Here is a 25,583-nt window from a genome sequence, read left to right on the forward strand (position 1 = left end):
ACCGCTATAATACGATAAGGGCGTAGTTAAATAGGCCCATAAAGGAGCATCGGAGCTTGAAATTCTACTGGATCAAGCGAAGCATCCGAACCAAGCTGGCCGTCTTCCTGCTGCTGGCGATCGCGGTTCCGATGCTGGCATCGCTCATCATCACCAATACACGGACAGCGGATTTCGTCGCCAACGACACGGTTCGGCAGAACTCGAGCCTCCTTTACCAGGGCAAGACCAACCTGGCCAACTATTTTCAGTCTTTTTTCCAAACGTCTCTCGCTCCTTATTCGGACACTACCCTGTACAGGACGCTTGAAACAGGACGAAGCGACTATCTCGTCGACAACCAGATTTTCGTCAGCCTCCAGATCATGTCCTCGTCGGTCAAGGAAATCTATCAGGTCTACCTCCATTCGGGCAGGGCGGAGCGCGGATACCTCTTCTCCCGCGGACAGTACAAGCGGATAGACCAAATCGTGGCTGCCCCCGGAACGACGCTGGAGGACGACATCACTTATACGATCAAGCCTCTTCATATGAGCAGCAACTATGGCATCAACTCCACGCCGCTGATCCTGTCCCGGCCCGTCATCACCTTGATCCGGCCGGTCTATCAAATTCCGAGCAGCAAGCAGATGGGCACGCTTGCGCTGGACATTACGACCGAGGTCATCGATTCCATCTGCGCCCAGCTGTACAGCGCCGGCGGCGGCGAGGAGGTGTTCCTGCTCGCGCATGACGGAACCATCGTCTACGGACCCGGACAGTACGGCAAGGGCCTGAAGCTCAAGGAGCCTTGGGCCGATCCGATCCTGAAGCTTGCCTCCGCCGGGGAGAGCGGCAACGTGGAGCTGAAGGACTCCCATTCCAAAAGCGTGTTCATCTATGAATCGCTGGAAGCCGGCGATCACAATTGGGTGCTCGTCAAGCGCATCCCTCCCTCCGTCCTGCATGGAGCGACCCGTCAGATCACGCAGGCCAATACATGGGTGCTGCTCGGTTCCCTGCTTCTCGTGACGCTGACCGCCCTGTTCGTATCCTTCTGGATCACCAGGCCGATCAAGCAGCTTACGGGCTACGTCAACCAGATCCAGTCCGGCCGTCTCGAGACGGATATCCATCTGCGCCAGTCCGATGAGATCGGACAGCTGGCGCGGCGCTTCCGGATGATGATGGAGACGATCAACAATCTGGTCCTTCGCGAATATCGGCTCGAGCTGGCGAACAAGACGAATCAGCTCAAGGCGCTGCAAGCCCAGGTCCATCCGCATTTCCTCTACAATGCCCTGCAATCGATCGGCACGACGGCTCTGCAGCGGGGAGTCCCGGATCTGTACAAGCTGATCATGCAGCTCGGCAAAATGATGCGCTACTCCATGAATACGGCCGAGGAGTTTGTCTCTATTTCCCAGGAAATCGATCATACCCGGTCTTACCTGGAGCTGCAGCGCCATCGGTTCGGCGACAAGCTGACCTATGAGATATCCGGCGATCCCGACGCGCAGCGGGCTTCCGTGCCGCGGATGATTATCCAGCCGGTGGTGGAGAATATTTTCAAGCATGCTTTTGATCCCGCTGGAGGCATGGTCCATGTCTCGATCCGCACCCGGCTGGAGGACAACCGGATCACAATCGAAATCGCGGACAACGGTCCCGGGATGAATGGAGGCAAGCTGGCCTCCGTCAGGCAGCGGATCAGCCGGGACGGAGAGATCGGAGACGAGTCGGGCAGCCATATCGGACTGGCCAACGTCGCAGCGAGGCTGAGGCTGCACTGCGGCGAGAACGCCCGCATGGAGCTTGAATCCGGAGCCGCACCGCTTGGCGGGCTGATGGTCACGCTGGTCATTCCTGCCGGAGATTGACCGGCGGGCCTCCGTGATGCCCCTTTATATAGAGACAGGAGAGAAAAATCATCATGAATATATTGATCGTCGACGACGAAACCCATGCCCGGGAAGCCGTCAAGCTGCTTGTGGAATGGAAGGAGCTTGGCGTCGACCTCATTCTTGAAGCCGACAACGGCGAAGCGGCCAAGCTGCTCGTCGCCGAGCATCTGCCCGCGCTCGTCTTGACGGACGTGCATATGCCCATCACGAACGGGCTGCGCTTCATGGAGTGGCTGAGCGACCATTATCCCCAGACGAAGATCATCGCCATCAGCGGCTACAACGACTTCGATTATGTGCGCAAGACGATGAAGTACGGCGGCATCGACTATATCCTCAAGCCGATCGATCCGGATCAGCTGATGGAAGCCTCCAAGCGCGCGATCGGATCCTGGTGCCAGGAAACGAAGGAACGGCAGCGCCAAGTCGAGAGCGGAATCGCCATGAACCAATACAAGCCCGTCTACTGGAGCCACTTGTTCGGCAAGCTGGCATCGGTATCGAACGAGTCCGAGCCGGCTGCCGCGCAGCTCCGCTCCGAATTTCAGGGCTTTCCCCGGCAAGGGGCTTTCCAGACTGCCGTCTTCAGCCTGTTTCCGGTTCAGGAGAAGCTGCTCAAGCGGTTCCGCGGCGACAAGGAGCTGCTCGAGTTCGCCATCATCAACGTATTCAACGATCTGATGCGCAGCGAATGGCAGTGCGGATATGCTTTCCGGTCCCCCAATGATGCCGATGAAGTGATCGCCCTGTTCTGGGAAGGACATGATTTCATCGCGGATAGGACGGCCAGGCTTCTCGAAGCCGTGCGAATGACGCTTAGGGCCGATCTGTATGCCGGCATCGGCAGGCTCGTGCCCGAGGCCGAGCAGACCGGACTGTCCGTCCAATCCGCGAGGCAGACGCTTCAGCGCCGCAATCTCCTCGCCGCGGGGGTGAGGATCGCGCATGCGGGAACCGTGCAGCCTTCGGCCGCGCCGCATTTGACCGATCTGGAGGAGCCGCTCCGCCTCGCACTGCAAATCCGCAATCCTGCGGAAGCGACCGCCGCTCTGACGGAATGGTTCGGCAAAGTCCGCCGCTCCGGCATCGTCACGCCTGGCGATCTCGCCCTCTGGGAACGGCAGAGCGAAATGATGACTACCCGCCTGCTTAAGGAATTCCTGCCGGAGGATGCCGAAGACGAGCAGGCCAAGTCCCGGACAGCGCCCCTGCCGGTCCGGTTCGCCGAAGACGGACGGCTGCTGCTCGACGAGACCGAGAAGGAGTTCCGGCTGCTGCTGCTGGACTGGATGGAAAGCCTGCTCAAGAGAGTCCGGCAGGACCGCAGCATCATCGCCGAGATGATCTCGTATATCGACGGCCATTTGGAGGAAGACTTATCCTTGCAGACGCTGGCTTCCCGCTTCTTTCTCAGCCGCGAGCATGTGAGCCGGCGCTTCCGTCAGGAAACGGGACAGACGCTAAGCGATTACGTGGAGAAGCTGCGGATGGACAAGGCCGGCCGGCTGCTGCTGGGATCCTCCCTCAAGATCGCGGAGATCTCGAGCCAGGTCGGATACTCGGACGAGAAATATTTCAGCAAGGTATTCAAGAAGCATTCGGGATGCTCTCCAGGTCAATACCGCAAAGAGGATTGACACAGGTTGTTCACAAATAGAACCGTTTTCTTTTTCCAGCAGGTTGGGTATAATGAAATCAATTCGTTCGGAGGTGCTACATATGTCCGTTCCATTCATCGTGGTTCTTGTCGTGTCCCTGCTGTTCCTGACGGCCATGTTCACGGCGGCCTACAACGACGACAAGACCAAGGGACTATAATCCCATCCGATGACGCTGATCGTCAGACAAGCCCCGGCATGTTATCATGCCGGGGCTTATTCGTCGTTCCCGTTCAGTGGCCGAGTACGGGATGGGGAATATACGGCTCCTCGAGCAGCGCCGTCTCCTCCGGAGTCAGCTCAAGCGACAGAGCCGCGACGGCGTCCTCGAGATGCCGAGGCTTGGTCGCTCCGACGATCGGCGCCGTCACGGCGGATTTGCCGAGCACCCACGCTAGCGCAGCCTGCGCCCGCGGCACGCCGCGCGACGCCGCGACCTGCCCGACCCTCTCGACGATGACCCGGTCCGAATTTTCCGAGTAGGCGTACAGCCGCGGAATGAGCAGATCGCTCTCGAAGCGGCCGCTGCTCTGGTCCCAGTCGCGGGCGAGGCGTCCCCGGGCGAGCGGGCTCCAGGGGATGACGCCGACGCCAAGCTCCTCGCATAGAGGCAGCATCTCCCGCTCTTCTTCCCGGTAGAGCAGATTCAGGTGGTTCTGCATGCTCACGAACTTCGTCCAGCCTCCCCGCTCCGCCGCATGCTGGGCTTGCAGGAACTGCCAGGCATACATGGATGAAGCGCCGATGTACCGCGCCTTCCCGGCTTTTACGACATCATGGAGAGCTTCCATCGTTTCTTCGATCGGAGTTCCCGGATCCCAGCGGTGAATCTGGTACAGGTCGACATAGTCGGTGCCAAGCCTTCGCAGGCTGTTGTCGATTTCCGCCATGATCGCCTTGCGGGACAAGCCGCCGCCATTCGGACCGGGGCGCGTGGGGAAATACACTTTGGTCGCGATCACGACATCGTCGCGGCGCGCAAGATCCTTGAGCGCCCTGCCTACGATCTCCTCGCTCGTGCCGTCGGAATAGCTGTTGGCGGTATCGAAGAAATTGATGCCAAGCTCAAGCGCTCTGCGGATGAACGGCCGGCTCGCCTGCTCGTCCAGCGTCCATGGGTGGGAGCCTCTATCCGGAATTCCGTAACTCATGCATCCCAGACATAACCGGGATACCTCCAGTCCGGTCTTGCCCAGCCTCGTATATTCCATATGGACCTTCCTCCTGTCGCTCCGGCCTGTCAGCAGGCTGTCGGAATGTCCCTATCATACTGAATATTCAGGAAATTTCAACCATTTCCTCCCGGACGTGATGGACGGCTGAACCGGAACAAAAAAACAGCCCCGGAGCCCGGCCTCACGGCCTTGCTTCCGAAGCTGCCTGCACAGATCGGCCCGCATATCGGGCTTCCCTGCCATCATTCCACGATCAGCGGCGCAGATGCTGCATCTGGCCCATGCATTCCGAGCACAAATAACGTTCCTTGAAATCAGCCACTTGCTCCATCGATCCGCAGAAGACGCAGCGCGGACGATATCGCTCCAAAATGATGTGATCTCCTTGAACGAGGATTTCCACAGGATCCCCTTCGTTCATCTGGTAACGCTTGCGCAGGGATTTGGGCAGCACTATGCGGCCCAATTGGTCGACCTTTCGTACGACTCCAGCCGGTTTCATCGGTTGTATCCGCTCCTTATGTCTGAATTATCTAGTCACAACCAACCCTTCGGCTTGCAAATCATGCAACAGGGCGTATGGATGTCCTTTTCTCCTACCATTCTCCATGGGAGGAAGCAAATCCTTCCTCTGTTCATAGTTGCTTAATATTCTCCAACTTTTGGACAGAACGCCAAATATTCAAGCCAAGCCGGGAAAGTCCGATTGCCTGAGCGCCTCGAACAGGACGATCGCCGCCGAATTGGACAGATTGAGCGAACGGACGCTGCCTGTCATCGGCATGCGGATCGCCGTATCCGGATTGGCCGCGACAAGCTCGGGAGGCAGCCCTTTGGTTTCCTTTCCAAATACGAACAGGTCTCCGTCCCGATAATCCATCTGGTCGTAGCGTTTGGATGCCTTGGTGCTGGCGTAGAAAAACCTGCCTTCCGGAAAAGCATCCTTCACTTCCTGAAAGGAATCGTAATAATGGACCTGGACGGCATGCCAATAGTCCAGGCCGGCTCTCTTGAGCGTCCGGTCGTCGGTATTGAAGCCGAGCGGGCGGACAAGATGCAGATGCGCTCCGGTGGCCGCGCAGGTTCTGGCGATATTGCCGGTGTTGGCCGGGATCTCCGGCTCCACCAGAACGATATGATAAGACATGGTTTGCGACTTCCTTTCGGTCAAACTTCTGGGTGGACTTTACATTCCTTTTACGCAGCCTTAATTCCTATCTGAAGCTCGGGCTGTATACTGGGGTCAAGATCTGGTAAAAGGAGCCGAACAAGGTGACGAAGAAAAAAGTGCTGGTCGTTGACGATGAACCATCCATCTCGATGCTGCTAGAATTCAATCTCAACCTTGCAGGTTATGAAGTGCGGTCCGTCCACGACGGAATGGCTGTATTCGACATGCTCAAGCCTTTCCGCCCGGACCTCATCGTGCTCGACCTGATGCTTCCCAAGATGGACGGCATCGAGGTATGCCGGGAATTGCGCCGGCGCGGCAACGCCGTTCCGATCGTCATGCTCACCGCCATGCAGGATGTGTCCGACCGCATCGCGGGACTGGACAATGGCGCGGACGATTATATGACCAAACCGTTCAGCCCCCAGGAGCTCGTCTCCCGGATCGGCGCGATATTCAGGAGAATGCAAGGTTATCCCGGCATCCATGCCGAAGTCAGCTATGAAGTCGGACCGCTGCAGGTCGATCTGGCCAAGCGCGAGGTCCATCTGAACGGGGAGCAGGTCGAGCTAACGCCCAAGGAATTCGAGCTTCTCGTCTTCCTCTGCCGCCATCGCGGCAAGGTGCTGAGCCGGCAGCAGCTCCTGCAGGGCGTATGGGATTACCACTTCCTCGGCGATACTCGGATCGTCGACGTCCATATCAGCCATCTCCGGGACAAGATCGAACAGAGCGCCCGGTCTCCCGAGTATATTATGACGGTCCGCAATGTTGGATACAAGCTTACAGGCCCATCCCCCAAGGACCAGACAGCGGCAATGGCCTGAATCCTCCCTTCATGCATCCGTTTCCTTCACCGCCTGCCGTTAACGCAAGAGCCCTTGCCTCAAGAGGCAAGGGCTCTTCCTATGTTCCGCTTGCTCAGCCGTTCTTCCTCTGGAACTCCGTCATGAAGTCGGCAAGCGCCTTGCAGCTTGCGAGCGGAACCGCGTTGTAAGCGGAAGCGCGCAGGCCGCCGACATCTCTGTGGCCCTTCAGCCCGACAAATCCTTCCGCCTCCGATTGGCGGACGAATTCCTTGTCCAGCTCATCGGACTGCAGGCGGAACGTGATGTTCATCAGCGAGCGGCTGCCGGTGTCGGCCACCCCGCTGTAGAAGCCGCCGCTCCCGTCGATGGCGTCGTAGATGAGAGCCGCCTTGTCCCTGTTCGTCTGCTCGACGGCGGCCAGGCCGCCCTTGCCCTTGAGCCATTTGAGCACAAGCCCGATCATGTAGACCGCAAAGGAAGGCGGCGTGTTGTAGAGGGATTTGGACTTCGCATGCGTGTCGTAACGGAACATCGTCGGAAGTCCCGCAGGACTGCTGGCGATCAGATCGTTGCGAGCGATGACGATCGTCGCGCCGGATGGCCCCAGATTTTTCTGGGCGCCGGCATAGATCATGCCGAACCGGCTCATGTCGAGCGGCCTCGACATGATGTCGCTGGACATGTCGGCGATAAGCGGAACCTCTCCCGTATCCGGGAACAACGGGAGCTGGGTCCCCTCGATCGTCTCATTGGAAGTCAGATGCAGATAAGCTGCGTTGTCAGGCAGCACGATCTCTTCGAGACTCGGCATGCGGGTGAACTTGGAGCCCTCCGAGGTGGCGGCGATCGCTGTCTCGCCGATCAGCTTCGCTTCCTTGATCGCTTTTTTGGCCCAGCTGCCGCTGTTCACGTACGCTCCGATCAATCCCTGATGAAGGAAGTTGAGCGGCACCATCGCGAATTGCGTGCTTGCGCCGCCTTGCAGCAGCATGACGCTGTAGGAATCCGGAATTTGGAGAAGCTCCCTCAGCAGCTGCTCCGCCTCGTCGTTGACGCCCTCGAACAGCTTGCTTCGATGCGACATTTCCATCAAGGACATGCCGGCACCCTTGTAATCGACAAATTCCTCCTGCGCCTGCTGAAGCACTTCAAGCGGCAATGCCGCAGGTCCTGCGTTGAAATTGTAAGCCCTCTTCGTCATGTTCCTTGCACCCCTGTCTCTGTCGCTGGAAAGATACACTCCAATAAAGTTATGGCTATCTTAACAAGATTACCTCTCTCGTTCAAGTGATAATTTCACGAACGCTGCATGAGGAAAAATCAATTATCATTCGTCTTTGAGCAAAAAAAGAAGCTCCCGATAAGGGAGCTTCTGATCTTGAATGGGATAAGTCCGGATTAGCAGTCGAAATAGAGGCCGTACTCATGCGGATGGACGCGGATAGCGACGGCTTTTGCTTCCTGACGCTTGAAGGCGACATAGTTGTCGATGAAGTCCTGGCTGAAGACGCCGTTTTCGGTAAGGAACCCGGAATCGGCTTCCAGCGCATCCAGAGCTTCTTCCAGGGATCCTGGGACGCTGCGGATTTCTTTTTTGTCTTCGTCGGACAGCTCGTAGATGTTCTTGTCGTAAGGACCGAATCCGAGCGCGGTCGGATCGATTTTGCGCTTCACGCCGTCCAGCCCTGCAAGCAGCATCGCCGCGAAGCTAAGGTACGGGTTCGCCGTGGAGTCCGGCGTACGGAACTCGATACGGCAGCCCTTAGGCGTAACAGCTGCGACCGGAATACGAACGGCAGCGGAACGGTTGCCCTTGGAGAACACGAGGTTGACCGGTGCTTCGTAGCCTGGAACAAGGCGTTTGAAGGAGTTCGTGCTCGGGTTGGTCAGCGCGATCAGCGCCGGAGCGTGATGCAGAATGCCGCCGATGTAATGAAGCGCCATTTCGCTCAGGTTGCCGTAGCCGCCTTTTTCGTAGAACAGCGGCGAATCGCCGTTGAAGATCGATTGGTGGACGTGCATGCCGCTGCCGTTGTCTCCGAAGAGAGGTTTCGGCATGAACGTAGCCACTTTGCCGTACTGGCGGGCCGTGTTGTGCACGATGTATTTGTAGAGCAGGAGATTGTCGGCCGTCTTGGTCAGCGTATCGAAGCGGAAGTTGATCTCCGCTTGGCCGGCCGTAGCCACCTCATGGTGATGGCGCTCGACGCGGAGTCCCGCTTCCTGCATCAGGCGGACCATCTCGCTGCGAAGGTCTTGCTGGGAATCGACTGGGGCAACCGGCACGTAGCCGCCTTTGACGCCTACTTTGAACGCCAGGTTGCCGCCCTCTTCCTTGCGGTTCGTGTTCCAGGCCGCTTCTTCGGAATCGACGAAGTAGGAGGAAGAGTTCATCGAGCTTTCGTAACGCACGTCGTCAAAGACGAAGAACTCGGACTCAGGGGCAAAAAATGCTGTCGTGCCTACGCCGGAGGATTGGAGGAATTCCTCTGCCTTCTGGGCGATGCTCCGCGGGTCGCGGTCGTAGCGTTCGCCATCCGGTGTGAAGATATTGCACATAACGTTCAAAGTCGGGTGATCCGTGAATGGATCCAGGAACACCGAACCGGTATCCGGCATCATGACCATGTCAGATTCTTCGATGCCGCGGAAGCCAGGGATCGAGGAACCGTCAAATGCGACGCCGTTCACGAACGTGTCACCGTCAACTTCCGTCGCAGGAAGAGTGATGTGGTGAGCACGGCCGGAAAGATCCACGAACCGGAAATCGACAAACTGGATGTTATTTTCTTTGATTTTGTCCAATACGCTTTGAACTGACATGTAAAATTTCCTCCATTTCCGAACGTTAGCATTAGTTAAGACCGAGATTGTTCAACTTTGGCTCTAAACCTTGAAGTAATTATAAAACCGTTGCTTTAAAGCGTCAATAGGTATGTCAGGTATTTTTGGAACAAGTGTAAGCAATACTCACAACATTTATACAATATTCACATTCTGCGGACGCTCTCAACGCAAACATCCGTAATCCCTTGACGTAAAAGGGTTTACGGATGTATTACGAACAATATCGATATTGGCGGCAACTGTCGAAATTCAGCGCTTTGCATATTTATGCGGAAGCGCTTTCTTTATCTCTCCTGCAGGAAGCCGATTCTACTTCTGCCAGACTGCGAATTGATCCGCTTCCGCCTTGCTCGTGTCAAACTTCTTGCCGACGATCGGCGCGAGCTTCTCCAGATCCTTGAGCAGGCGGGCGAACTGATCGGGGAACAGCGACTGGACGCCGTCTCCGGTCATGGAGTTGTCGGGATCCGTATGCATTTCAATGATGAGCCCGTTGGCGCCTGCAGCCACGGAAGCTTTGGCCATCGGCTCCACCAGCTCGCGGCGTCCCGTTCCGTGGCTCGGGTCCGAGATGACCGGCAGATGGCTGAGCCCCTGCAGCACCGGTATCGCCGCCAGATCGAGCGTATTGCGGGTGTATGTCTCGAAGGTGCGGATTCCCCGCTCGCAAAGCATCACATTGGGATTGCCGCCCGCCAGGATGTATTCCGCCGCATTGAGGAATTCATCATATGTGGAGCTGAATCCGCGCTTGAGCAGGACCGGCGTCTGGATCGTGCCGAGCTTGCGCAAGAGATCGAAGTTCTGCATGTTGCGGGTGCCCACTTGCAGAATATCGGCATGCTCCGCGCAGATATCGACGTATTCGGGAGTCATCACTTCCGTTATCGTGAGCAAGCCGTGGCGCCGTCCCGCTTCCGCCATCATCTCGAGCCCTTCCACGCCGACGCCCTGGAAGCTGTACGGACCCGTGCGCGGCTTGAAGGCGCCGCCGCGCAGCACCTGGCCGCCGGCTGCCTTGACGAGGCGGGCGATCTCGTCGATCTGCTCCGGAGTCTCCACGGCGCATGGACCGCCCATGATGACAAGATTGCTGCCGCCGATCCTGACTCCCTTGATCTCGATGATCGTATCGTCGGGGTGGAAGTCGCGGCTCGCCAGCTTGTAGGACTTGGAGATCTTGATGACATTCTCGACGCCCTTCATCTGGCGCAGATGCTCCGCCAGGGCCGGCTCCGCCTTGCCGATGATGCCGATGACGGTCCGGTCGGTGCCGCGGGAGACATGCGCCTGCACGCCCGCACGCTCGATGTGGGCTACGATTTCCTGTATGCGCTCTTCGCTAATGGATGATTGGGTAATGACGATCATTTCTAAACACGCTCCGTTCCGCTTTCGCGCTTGTTCGCTTTTAAGCTTTTATGCTTTTATTTGATAAAGTAACTATACAAGGTTGCTCCGCTTGCGTCAAGATCTGTTTCCACAAGATATGCTCCCCGAGACGCATGGATGCCAAAAAGGCCGGCCGGAAGGGTCCGGCCAGCCTGTTCCGCTATTCATGCCGAGGAATCGAATTCAAGACATGGTGCTGGTTGTTGCAGCTTCGGCCACGCCGATACAAAGCGGACCTCTGCTCCGGGAGCAGCCGTCAGCGGCCCGTGGAGCTTCTCCGGCTCATTCCGACAGCCGGCGCGCCGGGATAGGAGAAGGGTTCGGGCCTTCTCGGTCCGGATGCTCCGCCGCCGCCTTCGCCGGACGCCGGACGAGCTCTCGCTTCGCGCAGGATATAGAGCGGCCGTCCTTTGGCCTCCTCATAGATCCGCCCCACATATTCGCCGAGAACGCCAAGCATGGCGAGCACGAAGCCGTTGAACAGGAGCATGACCGCCATCATCGACGCCCATCCCTTCATCGTGCCGGAGGTGAACAAGGCCTGGCACAGGACGACGACCAGATAGACGAATCCCGTCGCCGACAGCAGCGCTCCCGCGTAACCCGCAACCTTGAGCGGCTTGGTCGAGAAGGAAGTAATCCCGTCCAGGCACAGCTTCACCATCCGCTTCAGCGGGTATTTCGTCTCTCCGGCAAATCTCTCGTCGCGCTCGTACTCCAGCGCAGTCTGGCGGAAGCCGACCCAGCTGACAAGCCCGCGGACGAAGCGGCTGCTCTCGTGCAGCCGCTTCATCTGCTCCAGCACCTGGCGGTCCATCAGGCGGAAATCTCCAGTGTCGACCGGAATGGATATATCCGTCGATGCCCGCAGAACGCGGTAGAACAGACTGGCGGACCATTTCTTGAACGCGGTCTCTCCGCTTCTGCTGACGCGCTTGGCATACACGACGTCGTAGCCCTCCCGCCACTTCTCCAGCATCGGGACGATCAGCTCGGGAGGATCCTGCAGATCGGCATCGATGATGACGACGGCATCCCCGCCGGCATGGTCCATGCCGGCCGTGATCGCGATCTGATGGCCGAAGTTGCGCGAGAACTCAAGCAGCCGCACCGTAGGATCCTTGCGGGACCAATCCTCGAGCATCGCCCCGGAAAGATCGCGGCTGCCGTCGTTGACGAAGATCAGCTCGTAGCGGCAGCCGATGCCCTCCATCACGCCTTTCAGACGAAGATACGTTTCCGGCAGCACCTCTTCTTCGTTGTACACGGGGATGACCACCGATACTTGAACCTGGCTCATGCTCCATGCCTCCCTAATCCAGAGTTACTTCGTATAGAACGGCGCCGCTGCGTCCGAGCAGGGCGCTGCCGGATTCAGCGCTCTCCGGGCTCGCCGCCTGGGAACCGCCGTACTCGCTCGCGTCTATGGCTTTGCCATGCTCTTCGATCCAGGCGTTGAGGTCGCTGCCGCCATCGCGGCCGCCTGCTCCGCCCGATCCTCCGACGAGGAAATATTTCACCTTGCCCGACTTCACCAGCTGCTCCAGCTTGGCAGAGTCATAGACCGGATCCGAGCTCTGGAAGCCGTGCAGGATGACGACCTTCTGCTTGGCCTCCACGATATAAGGAGCGGCTGTCCCGTAATCGGACACGGCGAGCAAATAGTCGGTCGTTTGGTTTTGCTTCAAATAGGCGAGCAGCCCTTCGTTCAAGCTCTCGCTTCCTTCCCTGCCTCCGGCTCCTCCCGGCACGCCCGGGAAGCCCCCGGCTTGGCCCGGGAATCCTCCCCCGGCCTCTTGGGTCCCGGAGAAGCCCTCGCTTCCGCCGCCTCCCGCCGAACCGGGCTGGCCTTGCAGGCCTCCTTGCATTCCCGGCTGCCCGGAGGAATTCGGCCATCCGCCCTGTTCCGATGCATTCGGCCATCCGCCCTGTCCTCCGTTCATCGCTTCCCATTGCCCGCCGTTCCTGGAGCCGGAGGCGGCAAAGCCGCCCCTTGCGCCTCCCATGCTGTTCTGGCCGTCGGGACCGGCTGCGGGGATCATCGAGTTCTGGCCGTACACGATCGGAGTCGCCGACCAGTAGGCGGGGCCGATCAGCAGCACCGCGGCAGCCGCGACGGCGGTCCACCGGACCGCAGCGCTGTTGTCGCGCGAATTCAGGACGGCGAGGATGAGCGCGGCGAGCAGTCCAAGCCCCGCGACCGCGAGCGACCAGCCTACGCCGATCGTGCTCTCGTAAGGACGCAGGATGTACCATTGGAACATCGAGGTCGCCGCGACGGCAGCCGGCAGCAGATAGGCCTGCCAGCCTCTTCCTTGGCGGTATTTCGCCCACATCTCGCTCCAGCCTGCCCCGAACAAGGCCGCTGCCGGAGGAGCGAGCATGATGAGGTAATATTGGTGGAAAAAGCCGGCGATGCTGAAAAATCCGCCGACGGGAATAAGCCAGGCCAGCCAGAACAGCGTTTCCTTATGCTTGTCCGTCATGGATTTCCGTCTCCATGTGGAGAGCAGTGCGACTGCCGCGATCAGGGCAAAAGGCAGCAGCCAGCTCGCTTGGCCGGAGAGAGCCTGCTGGAACAAGCGGAGCGGCCCCTTCTCCCCGGTGCCGAACATGCCGCCGGCTCCGCCTCCATTGCCTCCGAAGCCTCCGGGAACGCCGGCCGCTCCTCCCGCCCGCTCGAAGCGGCCGGCTCGGTCGGAGCCGTTCCACTGGCTTTGGCCGTCCGCGCCCGCGCTGTTGCGGCTGTTTTGAGGCTGGCCGTCCTGTCCCGTGCCGCCGGTTCCGTTTTGCGCTTGTCCGTCCTGCCCCGCGCCGCCTTCATTTCCCGGCTGCATTCCGCCCTGGCCTTGGCCGCCTTCAGGCAAGACGCCGCCCGGAGCCATCGTTCCGGGGAAGCCGCCGGCGCCGCCTTGGGCACCGGGGCTGCGGTCTCCCGTCAGCCGGGAAACGCCGTTGTAGCCGAAAGCGAGCTGCAGCACCGAATTTCCCGTGCTGCTGCCGATATAGGGCCGCTTGTCGGCCGGAACGGAGTCTACGATTGCCGCCCAGGATACGGATACGGCCAGCATGAGGACCGTTGCTCCGGCCAGCACAGCCAGCTTCTTTTTCCAAGGGAAGCGTACCGCCAGCAGATAGAGCAGATAAAAGGCCGGAAGGACCATATACGCCTGGAGCATCTTCATGTTGAATGCCGCTCCGATCAGGGCGAAGGATGCCAGCAGGCTGCCCGTCCGCTGCCCTCGTACGCCTCGCAGCAGAAACCACGCCGCGAGCAAGAGCGTGAAGACGAGCATCGCGTCGATATTGTTCGTTCTCGCCACCGCGACTCCGACCGGAGCCAGCGCCATCCCGAAAGCTGCGATGCGCGCGGCCGCGAGCCCGAAGGCAGGCTTCACGAGCAGGTAGATGAGCAGCACCGAGCCGATTCCAGCCAGCGCTTGCGGCAGGATGACGCTCCAGCCATGCAAGCCGAATACGTAGGCGAACGCCGTCTGGATCCAGAAGGCAAGCGGGGGTTTGTCCACCGTCACCGAGCCGGCGGAGTCCAGCGAGCCGTAGAAGAAATTATGCCAGCTCTGCAGCATGCTGCCTACCGCAGTCGTGTAATACGTATTGGCGTAGGTTTCCTTCCCTATTCCGTACAGGTTCAAAAAAGCGGACGCCAGCATGGCGGCGGCCAGCACCAGATCCAGCCGCCTGCCGGATCTTGCCCTCTCCCTGATCTCCATCTCTATCTCCACTCCTCTATCGGGTCATGGGCTCATTGTAAGCGGCCAAAATGAACCTTAAATGAACGACCTTCCCAATCGCAGAAATAGAACGGATAGAAAAAAGCGCTTCTTCTATTAATAGAAGAAACGCTTAGGAACGACCGTACGGGGTAATGAATCATTCCGATACCGTACGGGTCGGCGGGAGCACCCGGCGCTGCTTGCGCTTCTCCTTGCGCCGCGCGGCATAATACCGCAGCAGGGCACGGACGGGGAAGAACAGCAGAGCGCCCAGCCATATGCCGTCGATGACGCCGCCGACAATCAGCTTGAAGTTGAGAAGCAGGAACCGGTTGACCTCCGCCCCGACAAACGGAATGTCGAACACGAGATGGGTAGGGAGCACCCATCCGCCGACCTTGTTGTGAAGATAAGCGAACGGCAGATAGATGACCTTCCCGATGACGAAGCCGATCAGAGCCCCTGCGAGGCTGCCTCGCAGCATATAGATCAGAGGGAAGATCAGGAAAAATGCCAGCCCGTACGTAGGCAGCGTGAACATTTCACAGAACAATCCGATCGAGAAGCCCATCGCCACGAAGGACGGACCGCCAGGAGCTCTCAGCAGCTGTATGAATTTGTACCGGATCCAGCGTCCGATCCGGGCAGACATCGGCCTCGGTCTGGATTTTGCTATATTGCCAGCCATCTTCCTACCCTCTTTATGCGCCCGACTTGGTCTTGATCTTGGGAAGCAGCTTCTTCATGTCGACCGTACGCTTCAATTCCCAGGTGGAAGCATCCTTCTCGTCGTAACGTTCCAGAAAATCGACGACCTCGCGCGTAAGCGGCGTCGGCGTGGAGGCGCCGGATGTCACCGATACGCGCTGCTTGCCTTGCAGCCATTCCAGCTTGAGCTCCGACAAGTCGGCGATCCGATAAGCCGGCACCCCGGATATCTCCTCCGATACCTGGGCAAGACGGTTGGAGTTGTTGCTCCGCGGATCCCCGACGACGATCGTCAGCTCGGCCTGACCGGCCTGATCGGCGACCGCCTCCTGGCGAACCTGCGTAGCCAGGCAAATCTCGTTGTGAATCTCAGCCGCGGGGTACTTCTGCAGCAGCTTCGCGATCAGATGGCGGATATCCCACTGGGACATCGTCGTCTGATTCGTGATGAGAATCCGGTCTCCGGGCACATCCAGCACCTCGATGTCCGCTTCTCTCTCGATGAGATGCACGAGGTCGGGAGCGACTCCGACCGCGCCTTCCGGCTCCGGATGGCCTTTTTTGCCGATATAGATGATATGGTAGCCCTCCGCGGTCTTCTCGGAGATGAGATCATGCGTCTTCGTCACGTCCGGGCAGGTCGCATCGACGACCGTCAGCCCCTTCTCCTTGGCGCGGCGCCGCACCTCCGGCGACACTCCGTGCGCGGTGAAGATGACCGTCCCCTTCTCCACCTGCTCGAGAATCTCCAAGCGGTTCTCTCCGTCGAGCGTAATGATGCCTTCTTCCTTGAATGCCTCCGTCACATGGCCGTTGTGCACAATCATGCCCAGAATGTATATGGGACGCGGCAGATCCAGGTTGCGAGCCGTCTGAAGAGCCAGCACCATGGCATCCACGACGCCGTAGCAATAGCCGCGCGGCGAAATCTTGACCACTTCCATCGAAATACCTGCTTTCCCGGCCGGCTTGAACTATCCGGTACGGCCGCACTGTATTCATTATACTCTATTCGACATGCACAGAAAAGGCGATGGGCAGCCAAACCGTAAACGTCGTTCCCGCTCCCGGAATCGTCCGCACCTCGACGGAGCCTTCATGCTCGTCGATGATCCACTTCGCGATGGACAGTCCGAGCCCGGTGCCGCTCGTGATTCCGCGCGATTCGTCCGCACGGTAGAACCGCTCGAAGATATGGGGAACCTGCTCGGGCTCCATGCCCAGGCCGGTATCCTGGATAATGATGCCTGCCTGGGCGCCGCTGACGACGGCACGCAGCATGACGCTGCCCTCCGGCGTGTACTTGAACGCGTTCTCGATGAAGATGAAGAGCAGCTGGCGCAAATAATCGGCATTGCCGAGGACGCCGACTCCCTCCAAGGAAGAAAGATCCCCTGGCTTCCAGCTTGCCGTGCGCGGCAGCATGGAAGCGCGCCGCACGACATCCTCGACGACCGCAGTCAGCTCCACCGGCTTCTTCTCCATGACGAAGCCCGCGTCGGCCCGCGCCAGGGCGAGCAGATCGTTGACGAGCCGGCTCATCCGCCGCGCCTCGTCCCCGATATCCCTCATCGCCTCGCGGGACATTTCCTGACGCATCGCTTCATGCTCGGAAACCTCGGGGATTCGGTTCGTGCCGTCCTCGAGAGCCGGCTTCCAGATCTTCTCGAGCAGATCGATATTGCCGCGGATCGTCGTCAGCGGCGTACGCAGCTCATGCGAGGCGTCGGAGACGAATCGGCGCTGCGCGTCGTAAGCTTCGTCCAGCTCGTTGTAGGCCAGCTCCATGCGCCCTAACATCCCGTTGAGCGTATCGGTGAGCTTGCCCAGCTCGTCGTTCGGACCCGACCAGGCGATGCGCATGCTGAGGTCGGAGCCCTTCTCGATCTGCTCCGCGGCCTGAATGACGATCTCGATCGGGCGCAGCGACTGGCGGGCCATCAGCATCCCGACGGTGAAAGCGACGACGAGGCCGATCAGCGAGGTGAAGACGAGAATCGTGCGGAGCTGCTGCAGCGAATTATCCTGGACATTAATAAGATACCCCACTTGCAGCAGTCCCACGACCTTGGAGCTCATGTCCACAATCGGCCACTGGTAGACGTAAAAGGGATAGCCATTGACATTGGTTTTGGCGAACCGGGCCTTTTCGGCAACAAGCGCAGCATCCTTCTCGAAGGGAAAAAGAAGATTGTACTGTTCCATTTCCGCCGAAAGCCTATAGGTTCCAGCACGGTAATCAACAATCTGGATATAGGATTTTTCCTGCTGCAGAGAGGAGGGCTTCACCCGCAACTGCCCAGGATCCAAAATGCTGTATTGCTGAATCTGGTTGCTCAAATCCTTCCCTTGGGCTTCCAGCTTGTTCTTCACATCGGAATAGGCCTTATAGCTCTGAAAAGCATAAACCGTCCCCCCCATGACGATGAGGATGACGGCAAGAATCGCGCTGTAGGTAAGCGTAAGCTTGAATCGGATGGACACTTCTAGCTCACTCCTCCGCGGAGGACGTAACCGGTGCCACGGACCGTCTGGATCAGGCGGCTGTCCGTACCGGCATCCTCGGTTTTCTGCCGCAGCATGGCGATATAGACTTCAAGCACGTTCGACTCCCCGCTGTAATCGTAGCCCCAGATCTTGTCCATGATGGAGTCTCGGGTAAGGACGCGCTTCGGATTCTGCATGAACAGATGGAGCAGGTCGAATTCCTTGGCGGTCAGCTCGATGCGGCGTCCGCCGCGCATCGCCTCGCGGGAATCCAGGTCGAGAATGAGATTCTCGAAGGACAGCCGGTTGCCCGGCTCCTCCAGCTTGTCCGGCTTGCGGCGCAGCAGCGCGCGCACCCGCGCCAGCAGCTCCTCGAGCGCGAACGGCTTCACCAGATAATCGTCCGCGCCGAGATCGAGCCCCTTCACGCGGTCATGGATATCGTCCTTGGCGGTCAGCATCAGGATCGGCACGGCGCTGCCGCCTTCCCTGACGCGCCTGCATACTTCCCAGCCGTCCACCTGCGGCATCATGACGTCCAGGATCAGCAGCTGCGGATCGGCTCCGAGCAGAGCCTTGAGTCCTTCCAGCCCGTTGCCGGCCGTCGTGACCTCGTATCCCTCGAACGCCAGGCTGCGGCGCAGCATGGATGTAATCTTCTCATCATCGTCTACCACCACGATATGCGGTCTCATGGCCCAGCTCCCCTCGCTTGCTCGTTGATTCTATCCTACCTCAGCCGGCGGCGAATTGAAAACCGCAGCCGGTCCGTCCCGCTTCCCCGGCGGGGCGGACACAAGAGGAGCGCAGGCGTAACTACGCCTGCGCTCCGGAACAACCGGACATTCGTCGTACGGTCATTCGACGTTGTACTTGCTCTTGTCCCCGATTTCGATCGTGATGTCCATCGTCTTGCCGTTGCGGATGACGTTCATCGTCACCTTGTCGCCGACTTTTTTCTTCTGGATGACCGCGATCAGGTCTTCCTTCGTTTTGTATTTCGTTCCGTCCATGCCGGTGATGACGTCATATTGCTGCAGGCCCGCCTTGTAGGCCGGAGCATTGAACGTCGTTTCCCGGACGATGGAGCCTTCCGTGCTGCTGAGGCCGAGCTCCTGCTTCATCTGGTCCGTGATGTCAGCCAGCGTCGCGCCGATGAACGGACTTGGAGCCGAGCTTTGGCCGGCCTTCAGCTGATCCACGACTTCCTTGATCGTGCTCGTCGGAATCGCGAAGCCGATGCCCTGCGAGTCCGCGCTGATGGCGGTATTGATGCCGATGACTTCGCCGTTCATATTGATCAGCGGACCGCCGGAGTTGCCGGGGTTGATGGAGGCGTCCGTCTGCAGCAGATGCTGGTAGTTGCGTGCGGTGCCGCCGGATTCCGAAGCGACCTGGATCGTACGCTCGCGGGCGCTCAGCACGCCGACCGTTACGGAATGGTCGAAGCCGTTCGGGTTGCCGATGGCGACGAGCCAGTCGCCGATGCTGCTGGCTTCGGAGTCGCCGAGCGGCAGCGTCGGGAAGTCCTTGCCGTCCTGCGGCTCTACCTTGAGCACGGCGAGGTCGAGATCCTTGCGCGCTCCGAGCAGCTTCGCTTCCAGCTCCTTGGTCGTGCCCTGAACCTTCACCTTGATCTGCTGCGCGCCGTCGATGACGTGCTGGTTCGTCAGGATATAGCCGTCTTTCTCAAAGAAGAATCCGGAGCCGAGCCCCGTTTCCTGCAGCTCGCCGCCCTGCTGGCCGCGGCTGCTGCCGCCGCCTCCGAACTGGTCGCCGAAGAACTGGCGGAAGAACGGATCGCTGTCGAGGCCGCCGCCATAAGAGCTGCTGGCGCTGCTGTAGGTCGTGATCAGCACGACCGCAGGCGAAGCCTTCTCCGATATCTGCGAGATGTTCATCGGACGGGTCGTGTCGGCCGCCGTAGAAACCTTGCTGGCGGTCGCGGTGTTGTCGCCCTGGCCCGATACGACGCCGGAAGAGCTCAGCGCCTGTCCCTTCGTGAACCAATCGTTCTCATCCGACGCCCACATCAGGCCGCCGACCGCGATCACGCCCGCGAGGAAGGATACGGCCGCGGTGCGGAAGCCTCCTCCGCGCCGCTTGCCGCCGCTTCCGCCGCCGGTCTGCCACTCGCCCTTGCCTGCATTCGAAGCCGGCACGAACGGACGGAGCTGGCGTGGAGGCGTCACGACGACCTCGCGCGATTGGCCCTCCTGCGGGCGCTCCTCGGAAGCGCCGTAGCTTCCGGAAGGCTGCCCTTCCCGGCGCGGCTCCTGCCGATCGGGCTGTCCTTGGCGGAAGGGGCCGTAGGAATAGTAATAAGAGGAGCCTTCCTGGCGCTCGCCGCCGGAGCTGTCCGGCGAATCCTGTTTGGCGCGTTCCTCGTTCTTCTTGCTCTCTTCGTCCCAGAATCCGTCGAAGCGGCCGTTGCCATTGCGATTGTCTTCCATCGAAAATTCCTCCTCGATTCTATGAAATGAGCTCCCTCATCCTCCCCGCGGGAGGCGCCGGACTGCCTGCGGAATGGCTTGCCCGCGGCCTTGCCGTCCGTGGAACCAGCGTGGAATGGTTATGTGTCTATCTTGCACAATCTACCTTAAAAGAAACTGAAAAAGGGCATAAGACAAAATAAAAAACCTTTGATTCCGCCTGGACGGGTCAAAGGCCTTGCCCAAAAGATAGATTCAGCGGGGAACGTTGAGCTGCGCCTCGGCGTCGTCAAGCACCTGCTTGGCTTTCTCCACCCATTCCGGAGCGACGTCGGCATCGGGGTCGACGGGCGCCTGGAACTGGTCGAACAGCGCGCCTACCGTGCGCATCTTCGCTTCCGGATCGTTGCCTTCCCGGTACAGATGGCGAAGCACGTACGGAGTCGTCAGCTTGATGGAGGCGTCGTTGTCCTCCGTCTGGTCGTCCACGTTGCCGCGCAGCACGTCGAACGGCAAGCGCAGCCATACCTTGTTCTTTTCGTCCAGATTCAAGTCGAAGGACCCGTTGCCGTAATCCCAGTTGCCTCCCAGCACGAAGCCCTGCTTATCCAGCACGCGCTTGATCTGTACGAAGTCATGCTCGGTCGATTCCAATGGGGATGCAATCTCAATCATGGATATCTCTCCTTGTCAGCTTCGATATGGTCAGCATTCCCTGCCGGATCGGGCGTTATGTGCCGGAGAGCTGACGGACGGCCATGTCTTCGTCCCCAACCCTTCCGCATGCCAGGCTTCCGTTCGAATCCGGCCGCCGGCCGATCAGGATTTGACCCATCCTTTGCGATGCGCATAGACCGCCAGCTGCGTCCGGTCATCGACCTCGCATTTCATCAGCAGGTTGCTTACATGTGTCTTAACCGTTTTGATGCTGATATGAAGCTCTTCGGCGATTTCCTTGTTGGCCTGGCCTTCCGCGACCAGAAGCAGCACTTCCTTCTCCCGCTCCGTCAAGCCCTCGTCGACGATCTGCGCGGAGCGCTGGCGAAGCCCGCGGGTGAGCGCCTGCGAGACATCCGCCGTCATGACGGGCATGCCCCGCAGCGCGCCGCTGAGCGCGTAGATCAGCTCCTCGGAGCTGACCGTCTTGAGCACGTAGCTGACTGCTCCGGCCTCGACGGCCGCGACGACCTTCTCATCCTCCAGGAAGCTGGTCAGGAGCACGACTTTTACGGACGGAAAATTCTCCGTGATGCGGCGCGTCGCCTCTACGCCGTCTATGCCCGGCATCATCAGGTCCATCAGGACGAGATGGGGAAGCTCCTCCATGCCGTCAAGCAGGCGCAGCGCTTCCTCGCCGCTGCCCGCTTCCGAGACCACCTCGAATTTGGGCTCCAGCATCAAATAAGTCCTCAGTCCGGTACGGACCATGTCATGGTCGTCCACGATCATGATCCGGCAGCATTCGGTTCCCGTCATTGTTCTCCTCGCTCCTCTGTTCCGTATTTCGGCAGGGACACGCGGATCCGCGTGCCTCCTCCCGGCTTGCTGATGATGGCCGCATCTCCGCCCAGCTGCATCGCCCGCTCCTGCATCGTCGAGAGGCCGTAGGAGCCCGGACGGACCTGATCCGCCCGGAAGCCCTGGCCGTCGTCCTGCAGCACCAAGGTCAGGCTGCTCGGCGTATCCGACAACGAGAGCGTGACGCTGCCGGCCCCCGCATGCTTCACGACGTTGGCCATCGCTTCCTGCACGATCAGGAAGAGCTGATGCTCCTTGGCCTCGGAAACCTCTTCCTCGACCCTCCAGTCAAGGAAGCCCTGCAGGCCGTTCTGCCTGCAGTAATCCGGGAACCAGCGCGCCAGAGCATCCTCGAGCGAGCGGCCCTCCAGCTCCAGCGGCCGCAGCTGCGCGATAAAACCTCTCATCTGCTTCTGAGCATGAGAGGACATCGTGATGAGCTGTTTCATGACGTCGCCGGCCCGCTCGGGACTGATCTCGAGCAGCTTGGGCAGGGAAGAGGCCGACATATGAATGGCGAACAGCTGCTGGCTGACGGTATCATGCAGGTCCCGGGCCAGCCGCTTGCGCTCCTCCAGTACGGCTTCCTCATTGGATGCCGCCTGCTGCAGCACGCGGATCTCGTTCTGCCGCTGCATGACCTGGAGCTTCCTCTCCAGCGTTTCGGCCATCAGGTTGAACTCGCGGTAAGCTCCCGCCAGCGAGTACCCTTCCCCCTCCGGCAGACGAGCCGCCAGATTGCCGCTCGCAGCCTGCTTGAGCGCCAGATGCACGGCGTCGATGCGGTTCTGCTGTCGCTTGCCGATCCAATATCCGAGGCCGACGCTGACAATCAGGCACAGAAGCGTGCCCGTCAGCCACAGCTGGCCGGAAGACGCTTCGTGCATCCATCCTTGCTTGATCCAGTACATGACACACCATGGCACGACCGTGCTGAGCACGAAGAACGATATCAGCTCCAGCCTGCCGCTTCTAAGCAGCTTTACGACCACGTCCCGACCTCACCCTACCTTCGTCACCCGGACATCTCCGATAAATGTGCTGCACACCAGCTTGATCTTTCGTTCCGATTCGCGGAAGCTCGGACTCTGCGTATCCGAATGCTGGAACATCCCGCCTTCCTTGCGTCCAAGCACCTTGGAATCGCCGATGAAGGCGCTGGATACGACCTGGATGCCGACATCCGAGTCGGCGGGAAGGAATACTTTCACATCTCCGATAAAAGAGCTGATCGTAATTTTCGTCTCTCCCGCCGGAATGTTCGCGCGGGTCAGATCCAGCACGGTATCTCCGATGAAATGGGAGATGTTGAGCGGAACGAGATCCCAGTAATCATGGCCGAGATGGATATCCCCGATGAAGTTGGAGCGGGTCTGAGCGTTCGGATCCGTGTTCCACCATTCCGTGCGGCCATGATGATGGCTGCCGCGGCCATGGCCGTGATGGCGGTGGCGGCGATGCGCATCCCGGTATTCGCGCCTGGCTTGCTTGAATTCATGCTTGGCCCGCTTCCAGTCCATCGGCCGGTCCGGCTCCGGAGACCAGCCGGCCCCCCGCTCCTCGTATCCGCCTGCGGCATTGCCGGCCGGACCCTGGCCGCCATATGGCGGCTGTCCGTCCTTCCCGGGCCTTCCGCCCTCTCCCGGCCGTCCGGGTCCCGCATCCGGATGCAGCGGGTCGGGATGCAGCGGAGGAGCCGGGGGAACGGGACCTTGATAGGAAGTGTACGAGGTCCATTCGCCGTCGTCTTCCGGTTCTTCATGACGCTGCCGGCGGCCGCCGCGCGAGAACACCATCCGCAGTCCGAACACAATGGCGACTACAGGGAGCAGGAACTGCGCCGCGTCGCCGAACGACCAGTACGAAAATCCCATGTTGCGCCCCAGCATCACGAGTCCGAACAGCACCATCGCCGCGCCGGCCCAGAGCGATCCTCCCGAGAACAGCGTGGACAACCCCATCAAGAGCGGAACAAGCGGCCAATACCGGCTGATGAACCCTCCGATGTCAAGATGCTGGAAGCCGAGCATCCCCATCTGGTGGAGGATGAACAGGCCGCCGACTGCCGCTATGGCCAGTCCTCCGAGGACCCGGCATATATGGGTTTGTTTCATGCTATCGACATCTCCTTGCCGTTTGTCATCTGCTTTCGTGTCCTCATTATACCGTGCCGCCCGACATGCAGGTAGAGTCTGCCGGTTGATTCCCTTCTCCGTCTGCAGGCGGAGGCAAGCACTAAATATAGGAAACAAAAAAAAGCCTCTGCCGCGAGTGGCAGAGACAGGAAGGCGCAAGCGGGAAACAATGCGGCCTTCTTAATGCTCCAAATCTAACATATAGATAACATTACATTCATTCCTGCATGGCTACAATGTGGCTCCTTCGCTTTCACATCCGCGGAATGGCAGCGATTTAATTACGTAAAGCGTCAAATCGGTGGGGCAAGCTTGCTGTTCGAAATCAAAAAATGACTATTCAATGCCGAATGATTATGTTATGTTTATTAACACGAGATCAAGGTTGCGAAAGGAGTCCGCTTCAATGAAACTCCCCCATTTGGACGATATCGATCAACAGATTGTGCAGCTGCTCCTAGAGAACGGAAGGATGCCTTACGCCAAGATCGGGGAAACGCTGAGCCTCTCGCGCGTCGCCATCCAGAAGCGGGTCGAATCCCTGCTGGAGAGCGGCGTGCTTGAGCATTTCACGGTCCGGGTCAACGTGGCCAAGCTCGGCCGTACGGTATCCGCCTTCTTCGAGGTCCAGGTCGAGCCGCGCTGCGTCGACACCGTCGGGCAGCAGCTGTCGGAGGAGATGCAGGTCGTCAACATCTATCAGATGACCGGCTCCAGCACGCTGCATGTCCACGCCCTGCTGCGGGACGAGAACGAGCTCGAGAAGTTTTTGTACGACAAGCTTTACGTGCTGGAAGGGGTCGTCAATGTGCAGACCCAGCTTATGATCCGCAAATTCAAATCCGCCAGCGGCCTTGACGTTTAAGGCCGGCCGGCGTTTTTTTATAGCTTGATTTTCTTCGGCTCCTGCACGCCGCCGGCTTTCACCGTTTCGTTCAGCCGGTTCAGCATGCGCTGGTCCAGCTTGCCGGAGCCGTATCGGATCACCTGCACCGTAACCTGTTTCTTTCCCCACTCCTTGTAGACCTGGCGGGTCGTGTCGAAGTAAAGGTCGATCCGCTTCCCCTTGATCTTGGAGCCCGTGTCCGCCACGACACCATACCCGTATCCGGGTATGAAGAGCAGCGTCCCTATCGGAAGCACCTTCGTATCCGCGGCGATCGTCGACACCTGCCCCCGCATGACCTTGACGCCTGAACGGGTAATGCCGTACAGCGGATGTCCGGGCCTCTTGCCGGTCGATTCGATTCCGGCCGTATACCCTGTCGCCAGCACCGAGATGCTCTTCACCGGCGCCAGCCCGTCCTGCTGCGGCTGCTCCGGCGCGGACGAGGCCGCATCCGTAATTCCAGGCGGCGCCGACCGTTGTGCGACAGCGGGCTGCGGCGGCGCCGGCTTGTCCGCCGCTTTCGGATCGGAACGACGCACGCCGGTACGCTTTGGAACGGTTTCAGCATTTTTTTTCTGCTCCAGCTTGCGAGGCGCGGCCTCGGACTCCGAATCGGCTATGACCGTCACGCGGCCCGAGTCGAGGACGAGGGCGACGATCGCGGCGGCAACGAGAAGATGGATGGATTTTCGGTACAACAAAAAGCCTGTGGGCATGTCAGTAATCTCCCCTTTAAACGGAGGTT

General features: G+C 59.5%; 22 protein-coding genes. 4 read left to right on the forward strand and 18 right to left on the reverse strand.

The window, feature by feature from the left end; translation table 11 throughout:
- Positions 1–56 precede the first annotated feature (56 nt).
- Together CIC07_RS19050 and CIC07_RS19055 are read left to right on the forward strand one after the other, a co-directional pair.
- Positions 57–1,859 (forward strand): cache domain-containing sensor histidine kinase, encoded by a 1,803-nt coding sequence (locus CIC07_RS19050; RefSeq protein WP_094248193.1) that lies wholly within the window; start codon positions 57–59, stop codon positions 1,857–1,859.
- Between the two features lie 53 nt (positions 1,860–1,912).
- Positions 1,913–3,520 (forward strand): helix-turn-helix domain-containing protein, encoded by a 1,608-nt coding sequence (locus CIC07_RS19055; protein WP_076353863.1) that lies wholly within the window; start codon positions 1,913–1,915, stop codon positions 3,518–3,520.
- Between the two features lie 254 nt (positions 3,521–3,774).
- Here CIC07_RS19055 and CIC07_RS19060 read toward each other — a convergent pair whose 3' ends face one another.
- The 3 genes from CIC07_RS19060 to trmL form a co-directional block, all read right to left on the reverse strand.
- Positions 3,775–4,752, reverse strand: a complete 978-nt coding sequence (locus CIC07_RS19060) for an aldo/keto reductase (protein WP_076353861.1) — start codon at positions 4,750–4,752, stop codon at positions 3,775–3,777.
- A gap of 217 nt (positions 4,753–4,969) precedes the next feature.
- Positions 4,970–5,218: an AbrB/MazE/SpoVT family DNA-binding domain-containing protein gene (locus CIC07_RS19065; RefSeq protein WP_076353859.1), complete on the reverse strand. Its 249-nt coding sequence runs from the start codon at positions 5,216–5,218 to the stop codon at positions 4,970–4,972.
- Positions 5,219–5,398: 180 nt separating this feature from the next.
- Positions 5,399–5,863, reverse strand: coding sequence for a tRNA (uridine(34)/cytosine(34)/5-carboxymethylaminomethyluridine(34)-2'-O)-methyltransferase TrmL (gene trmL, locus CIC07_RS19070; RefSeq protein WP_076353857.1), 465 nt, complete (start codon positions 5,861–5,863; stop codon positions 5,399–5,401).
- A 125-nt stretch (positions 5,864–5,988) separates the two neighbouring features.
- Here trmL and CIC07_RS19075 point away from each other — a divergent pair, with 125 nt between their 5' ends.
- Positions 5,989–6,714, forward strand: coding sequence for a response regulator transcription factor (locus tag CIC07_RS19075; RefSeq protein WP_021879075.1), 726 nt, complete (start codon positions 5,989–5,991; stop codon positions 6,712–6,714).
- 94 nt (positions 6,715–6,808) lie between these two features.
- Here CIC07_RS19075 and serC read toward each other — a convergent pair whose 3' ends face one another.
- From serC to liaF, 14 genes are all read right to left on the reverse strand, one after another.
- Positions 6,809–7,897 carry a 3-phosphoserine/phosphohydroxythreonine transaminase gene (gene serC, locus CIC07_RS19080; RefSeq protein ID WP_076353855.1) on the reverse strand — a complete coding sequence of 363 codons (1,089 nt, stop codon included), beginning with the start codon at positions 7,895–7,897 and terminating at the stop codon, positions 6,809–6,811.
- Positions 7,898–8,094: 197 nt separating this feature from the next.
- Entirely contained in the window at positions 8,095–9,519 is a 1,425-nt protein-coding gene (glnA, locus tag CIC07_RS19085; protein WP_048748719.1) for a type I glutamate--ammonia ligase, read from the reverse strand.
- A 333-nt stretch (positions 9,520–9,852) separates the two neighbouring features.
- Positions 9,853–10,914 carry a 3-deoxy-7-phosphoheptulonate synthase gene (gene aroF, locus CIC07_RS19090; protein ID WP_076353853.1) on the reverse strand — a complete coding sequence of 354 codons (1,062 nt, stop codon included), beginning with the start codon at positions 10,912–10,914 and terminating at the stop codon, positions 9,853–9,855.
- A gap of 277 nt (positions 10,915–11,191) precedes the next feature.
- A complete protein-coding gene (locus CIC07_RS19095; protein WP_083687866.1) occupies positions 11,192–12,235 on the reverse strand; it encodes a glycosyltransferase family 2 protein in 1,044 nt (347 codons plus the stop codon).
- A gap of 13 nt (positions 12,236–12,248) precedes the next feature.
- The gene (locus CIC07_RS19100) at positions 12,249–14,666 is read right to left on the reverse strand and encodes an ArnT family glycosyltransferase (RefSeq protein ID WP_076353851.1); all 2,418 of its coding nucleotides are present in this window, start codon (positions 14,664–14,666) and stop codon (positions 12,249–12,251) included.
- A gap of 160 nt (positions 14,667–14,826) precedes the next feature.
- Positions 14,827–15,357: a DUF2062 domain-containing protein gene (locus CIC07_RS19105; protein ID WP_076353849.1), complete on the reverse strand. Its 531-nt coding sequence runs from the start codon at positions 15,355–15,357 to the stop codon at positions 14,827–14,829.
- Between the two features lie 13 nt (positions 15,358–15,370).
- Positions 15,371–16,321, reverse strand: coding sequence for a 4-hydroxy-3-methylbut-2-enyl diphosphate reductase (locus CIC07_RS19110; protein ID WP_076353847.1), 951 nt, complete (start codon positions 16,319–16,321; stop codon positions 15,371–15,373).
- Between the two features lie 64 nt (positions 16,322–16,385).
- Positions 16,386–17,861 carry a sensor histidine kinase gene (locus tag CIC07_RS19115; RefSeq protein WP_076353845.1) on the reverse strand — a complete coding sequence of 492 codons (1,476 nt, stop codon included), beginning with the start codon at positions 17,859–17,861 and terminating at the stop codon, positions 16,386–16,388.
- 2 nt (positions 17,862–17,863) lie between these two features.
- A complete protein-coding gene (locus CIC07_RS19120; RefSeq protein WP_048748714.1) occupies positions 17,864–18,559 on the reverse strand; it encodes a response regulator transcription factor in 696 nt (231 codons plus the stop codon).
- Between the two features lie 162 nt (positions 18,560–18,721).
- Positions 18,722–20,317 (reverse strand): S1C family serine protease, encoded by a 1,596-nt coding sequence (locus CIC07_RS19125; RefSeq protein ID WP_076353843.1) that lies wholly within the window; start codon positions 20,315–20,317, stop codon positions 18,722–18,724.
- 234 nt (positions 20,318–20,551) lie between these two features.
- On the reverse strand, positions 20,552–20,971 hold the full coding sequence (locus CIC07_RS19130) for a YugN family protein (protein WP_076353841.1): 420 nt from the start codon (positions 20,969–20,971) through the stop codon (positions 20,552–20,554).
- Positions 20,972–21,115: 144 nt separating this feature from the next.
- On the reverse strand, positions 21,116–21,772 hold the full coding sequence (locus tag CIC07_RS19135) for a response regulator (RefSeq protein WP_076353839.1): 657 nt from the start codon (positions 21,770–21,772) through the stop codon (positions 21,116–21,118).
- Positions 21,769–22,806 carry a sensor histidine kinase gene (locus CIC07_RS19140; protein ID WP_076353837.1) on the reverse strand — a complete coding sequence of 346 codons (1,038 nt, stop codon included), beginning with the start codon at positions 22,804–22,806 and terminating at the stop codon, positions 21,769–21,771. Before CIC07_RS19140 ends, CIC07_RS19135 begins: the two co-directional genes overlap by 4 nt.
- A 9-nt stretch (positions 22,807–22,815) precedes the next feature.
- Complete coding sequence (gene liaF, locus CIC07_RS19145) at positions 22,816–23,928, reverse strand: cell wall-active antibiotics response protein LiaF (RefSeq protein WP_076353835.1); 1,113 nt, start codon at positions 23,926–23,928, stop codon at positions 22,816–22,818.
- A gap of 427 nt (positions 23,929–24,355) precedes the next feature.
- Here liaF and CIC07_RS19150 point away from each other — a divergent pair, with 427 nt between their 5' ends.
- On the forward strand, positions 24,356–24,814 hold the full coding sequence (locus tag CIC07_RS19150; protein WP_048748710.1) for an Lrp/AsnC family transcriptional regulator: 459 nt from the start codon (positions 24,356–24,358) through the stop codon (positions 24,812–24,814).
- A 17-nt stretch (positions 24,815–24,831) separates the two neighbouring features.
- On the opposite strand, the gene CIC07_RS19155 is transcribed toward CIC07_RS19150, so the two are convergent.
- Positions 24,832–25,554 (reverse strand): 3D domain-containing protein, encoded by a 723-nt coding sequence (locus CIC07_RS19155; protein WP_076353833.1) that lies wholly within the window; start codon positions 25,552–25,554, stop codon positions 24,832–24,834.
- Positions 25,555–25,583 lie beyond the last annotated feature (29 nt).

The organism is Paenibacillus sp. RUD330 (genome assembly GCF_002243345.2).
Classification (GTDB): Bacteria; Bacillota; Bacilli; order Paenibacillales; family Paenibacillaceae; genus Paenibacillus_O.

What these genes read in the sequence shown, in the direction of transcription:
- CIC07_RS19055 (WP_076353863.1), top strand. Translation starts at nt 1,913, where the DNA reads ATGAATATATTGATCGTCGACGACGAAACCCATGCCCGGGAAGCCGTC.
- CIC07_RS19060 (WP_076353861.1), bottom strand. Translation starts at nt 4,752, where the DNA reads ATGGAATATACGAGGCTGGGCAAGACCGGACTGGAGGTATCCCGGTTA.
- CIC07_RS19065 (WP_076353859.1), bottom strand. Translation starts at nt 5,218, where the DNA reads ATGAAACCGGCTGGAGTCGTACGAAAGGTCGACCAATTGGGCCGCATA.
- trmL (WP_076353857.1), bottom strand. Translation starts at nt 5,863, where the DNA reads ATGTCTTATCATATCGTTCTGGTGGAGCCGGAGATCCCGGCCAACACC.
- serC (WP_076353855.1), bottom strand. Translation starts at nt 7,897, where the DNA reads ATGACGAAGAGGGCTTACAATTTCAACGCAGGACCTGCGGCATTGCCG.
- glnA (WP_048748719.1), bottom strand. Translation starts at nt 9,519, where the DNA reads ATGTCAGTTCAAAGCGTATTGGACAAAATCAAAGAAAATAACATCCAG.
- aroF (WP_076353853.1), bottom strand. Translation starts at nt 10,914, where the DNA reads ATGATCGTCATTACCCAATCATCCATTAGCGAAGAGCGCATACAGGAA.
- CIC07_RS19095 (WP_083687866.1), bottom strand. Translation starts at nt 12,235, where the DNA reads ATGAGCCAGGTTCAAGTATCGGTGGTCATCCCCGTGTACAACGAAGAA.
- CIC07_RS19100 (WP_076353851.1), bottom strand. Translation starts at nt 14,666, where the DNA reads ATGGAGATCAGGGAGAGGGCAAGATCCGGCAGGCGGCTGGATCTGGTG.
- CIC07_RS19105 (WP_076353849.1), bottom strand. Translation starts at nt 15,357, where the DNA reads ATGGCTGGCAATATAGCAAAATCCAGACCGAGGCCGATGTCTGCCCGG.
- CIC07_RS19110 (WP_076353847.1), bottom strand. Translation starts at nt 16,321, where the DNA reads ATGGAAGTGGTCAAGATTTCGCCGCGCGGCTATTGCTACGGCGTCGTG.
- CIC07_RS19120 (WP_048748714.1), bottom strand. Translation starts at nt 18,559, where the DNA reads ATGAGACCGCATATCGTGGTGGTAGACGATGATGAGAAGATTACATCC.
- CIC07_RS19125 (WP_076353843.1), bottom strand. Translation starts at nt 20,317, where the DNA reads ATGGAAGACAATCGCAATGGCAACGGCCGCTTCGACGGATTCTGGGAC.
- CIC07_RS19130 (WP_076353841.1), bottom strand. Translation starts at nt 20,971, where the DNA reads ATGATTGAGATTGCATCCCCATTGGAATCGACCGAGCATGACTTCGTA.
- CIC07_RS19135 (WP_076353839.1), bottom strand. Translation starts at nt 21,772, where the DNA reads ATGACGGGAACCGAATGCTGCCGGATCATGATCGTGGACGACCATGAC.
- liaF (WP_076353835.1), bottom strand. Translation starts at nt 23,928, where the DNA reads ATGAAACAAACCCATATATGCCGGGTCCTCGGAGGACTGGCCATAGCG.
- CIC07_RS19150 (WP_048748710.1), top strand. Translation starts at nt 24,356, where the DNA reads ATGAAACTCCCCCATTTGGACGATATCGATCAACAGATTGTGCAGCTG.
- CIC07_RS19155 (WP_076353833.1), bottom strand. Translation starts at nt 25,554, where the DNA reads ATGCCCACAGGCTTTTTGTTGTACCGAAAATCCATCCATCTTCTCGTT.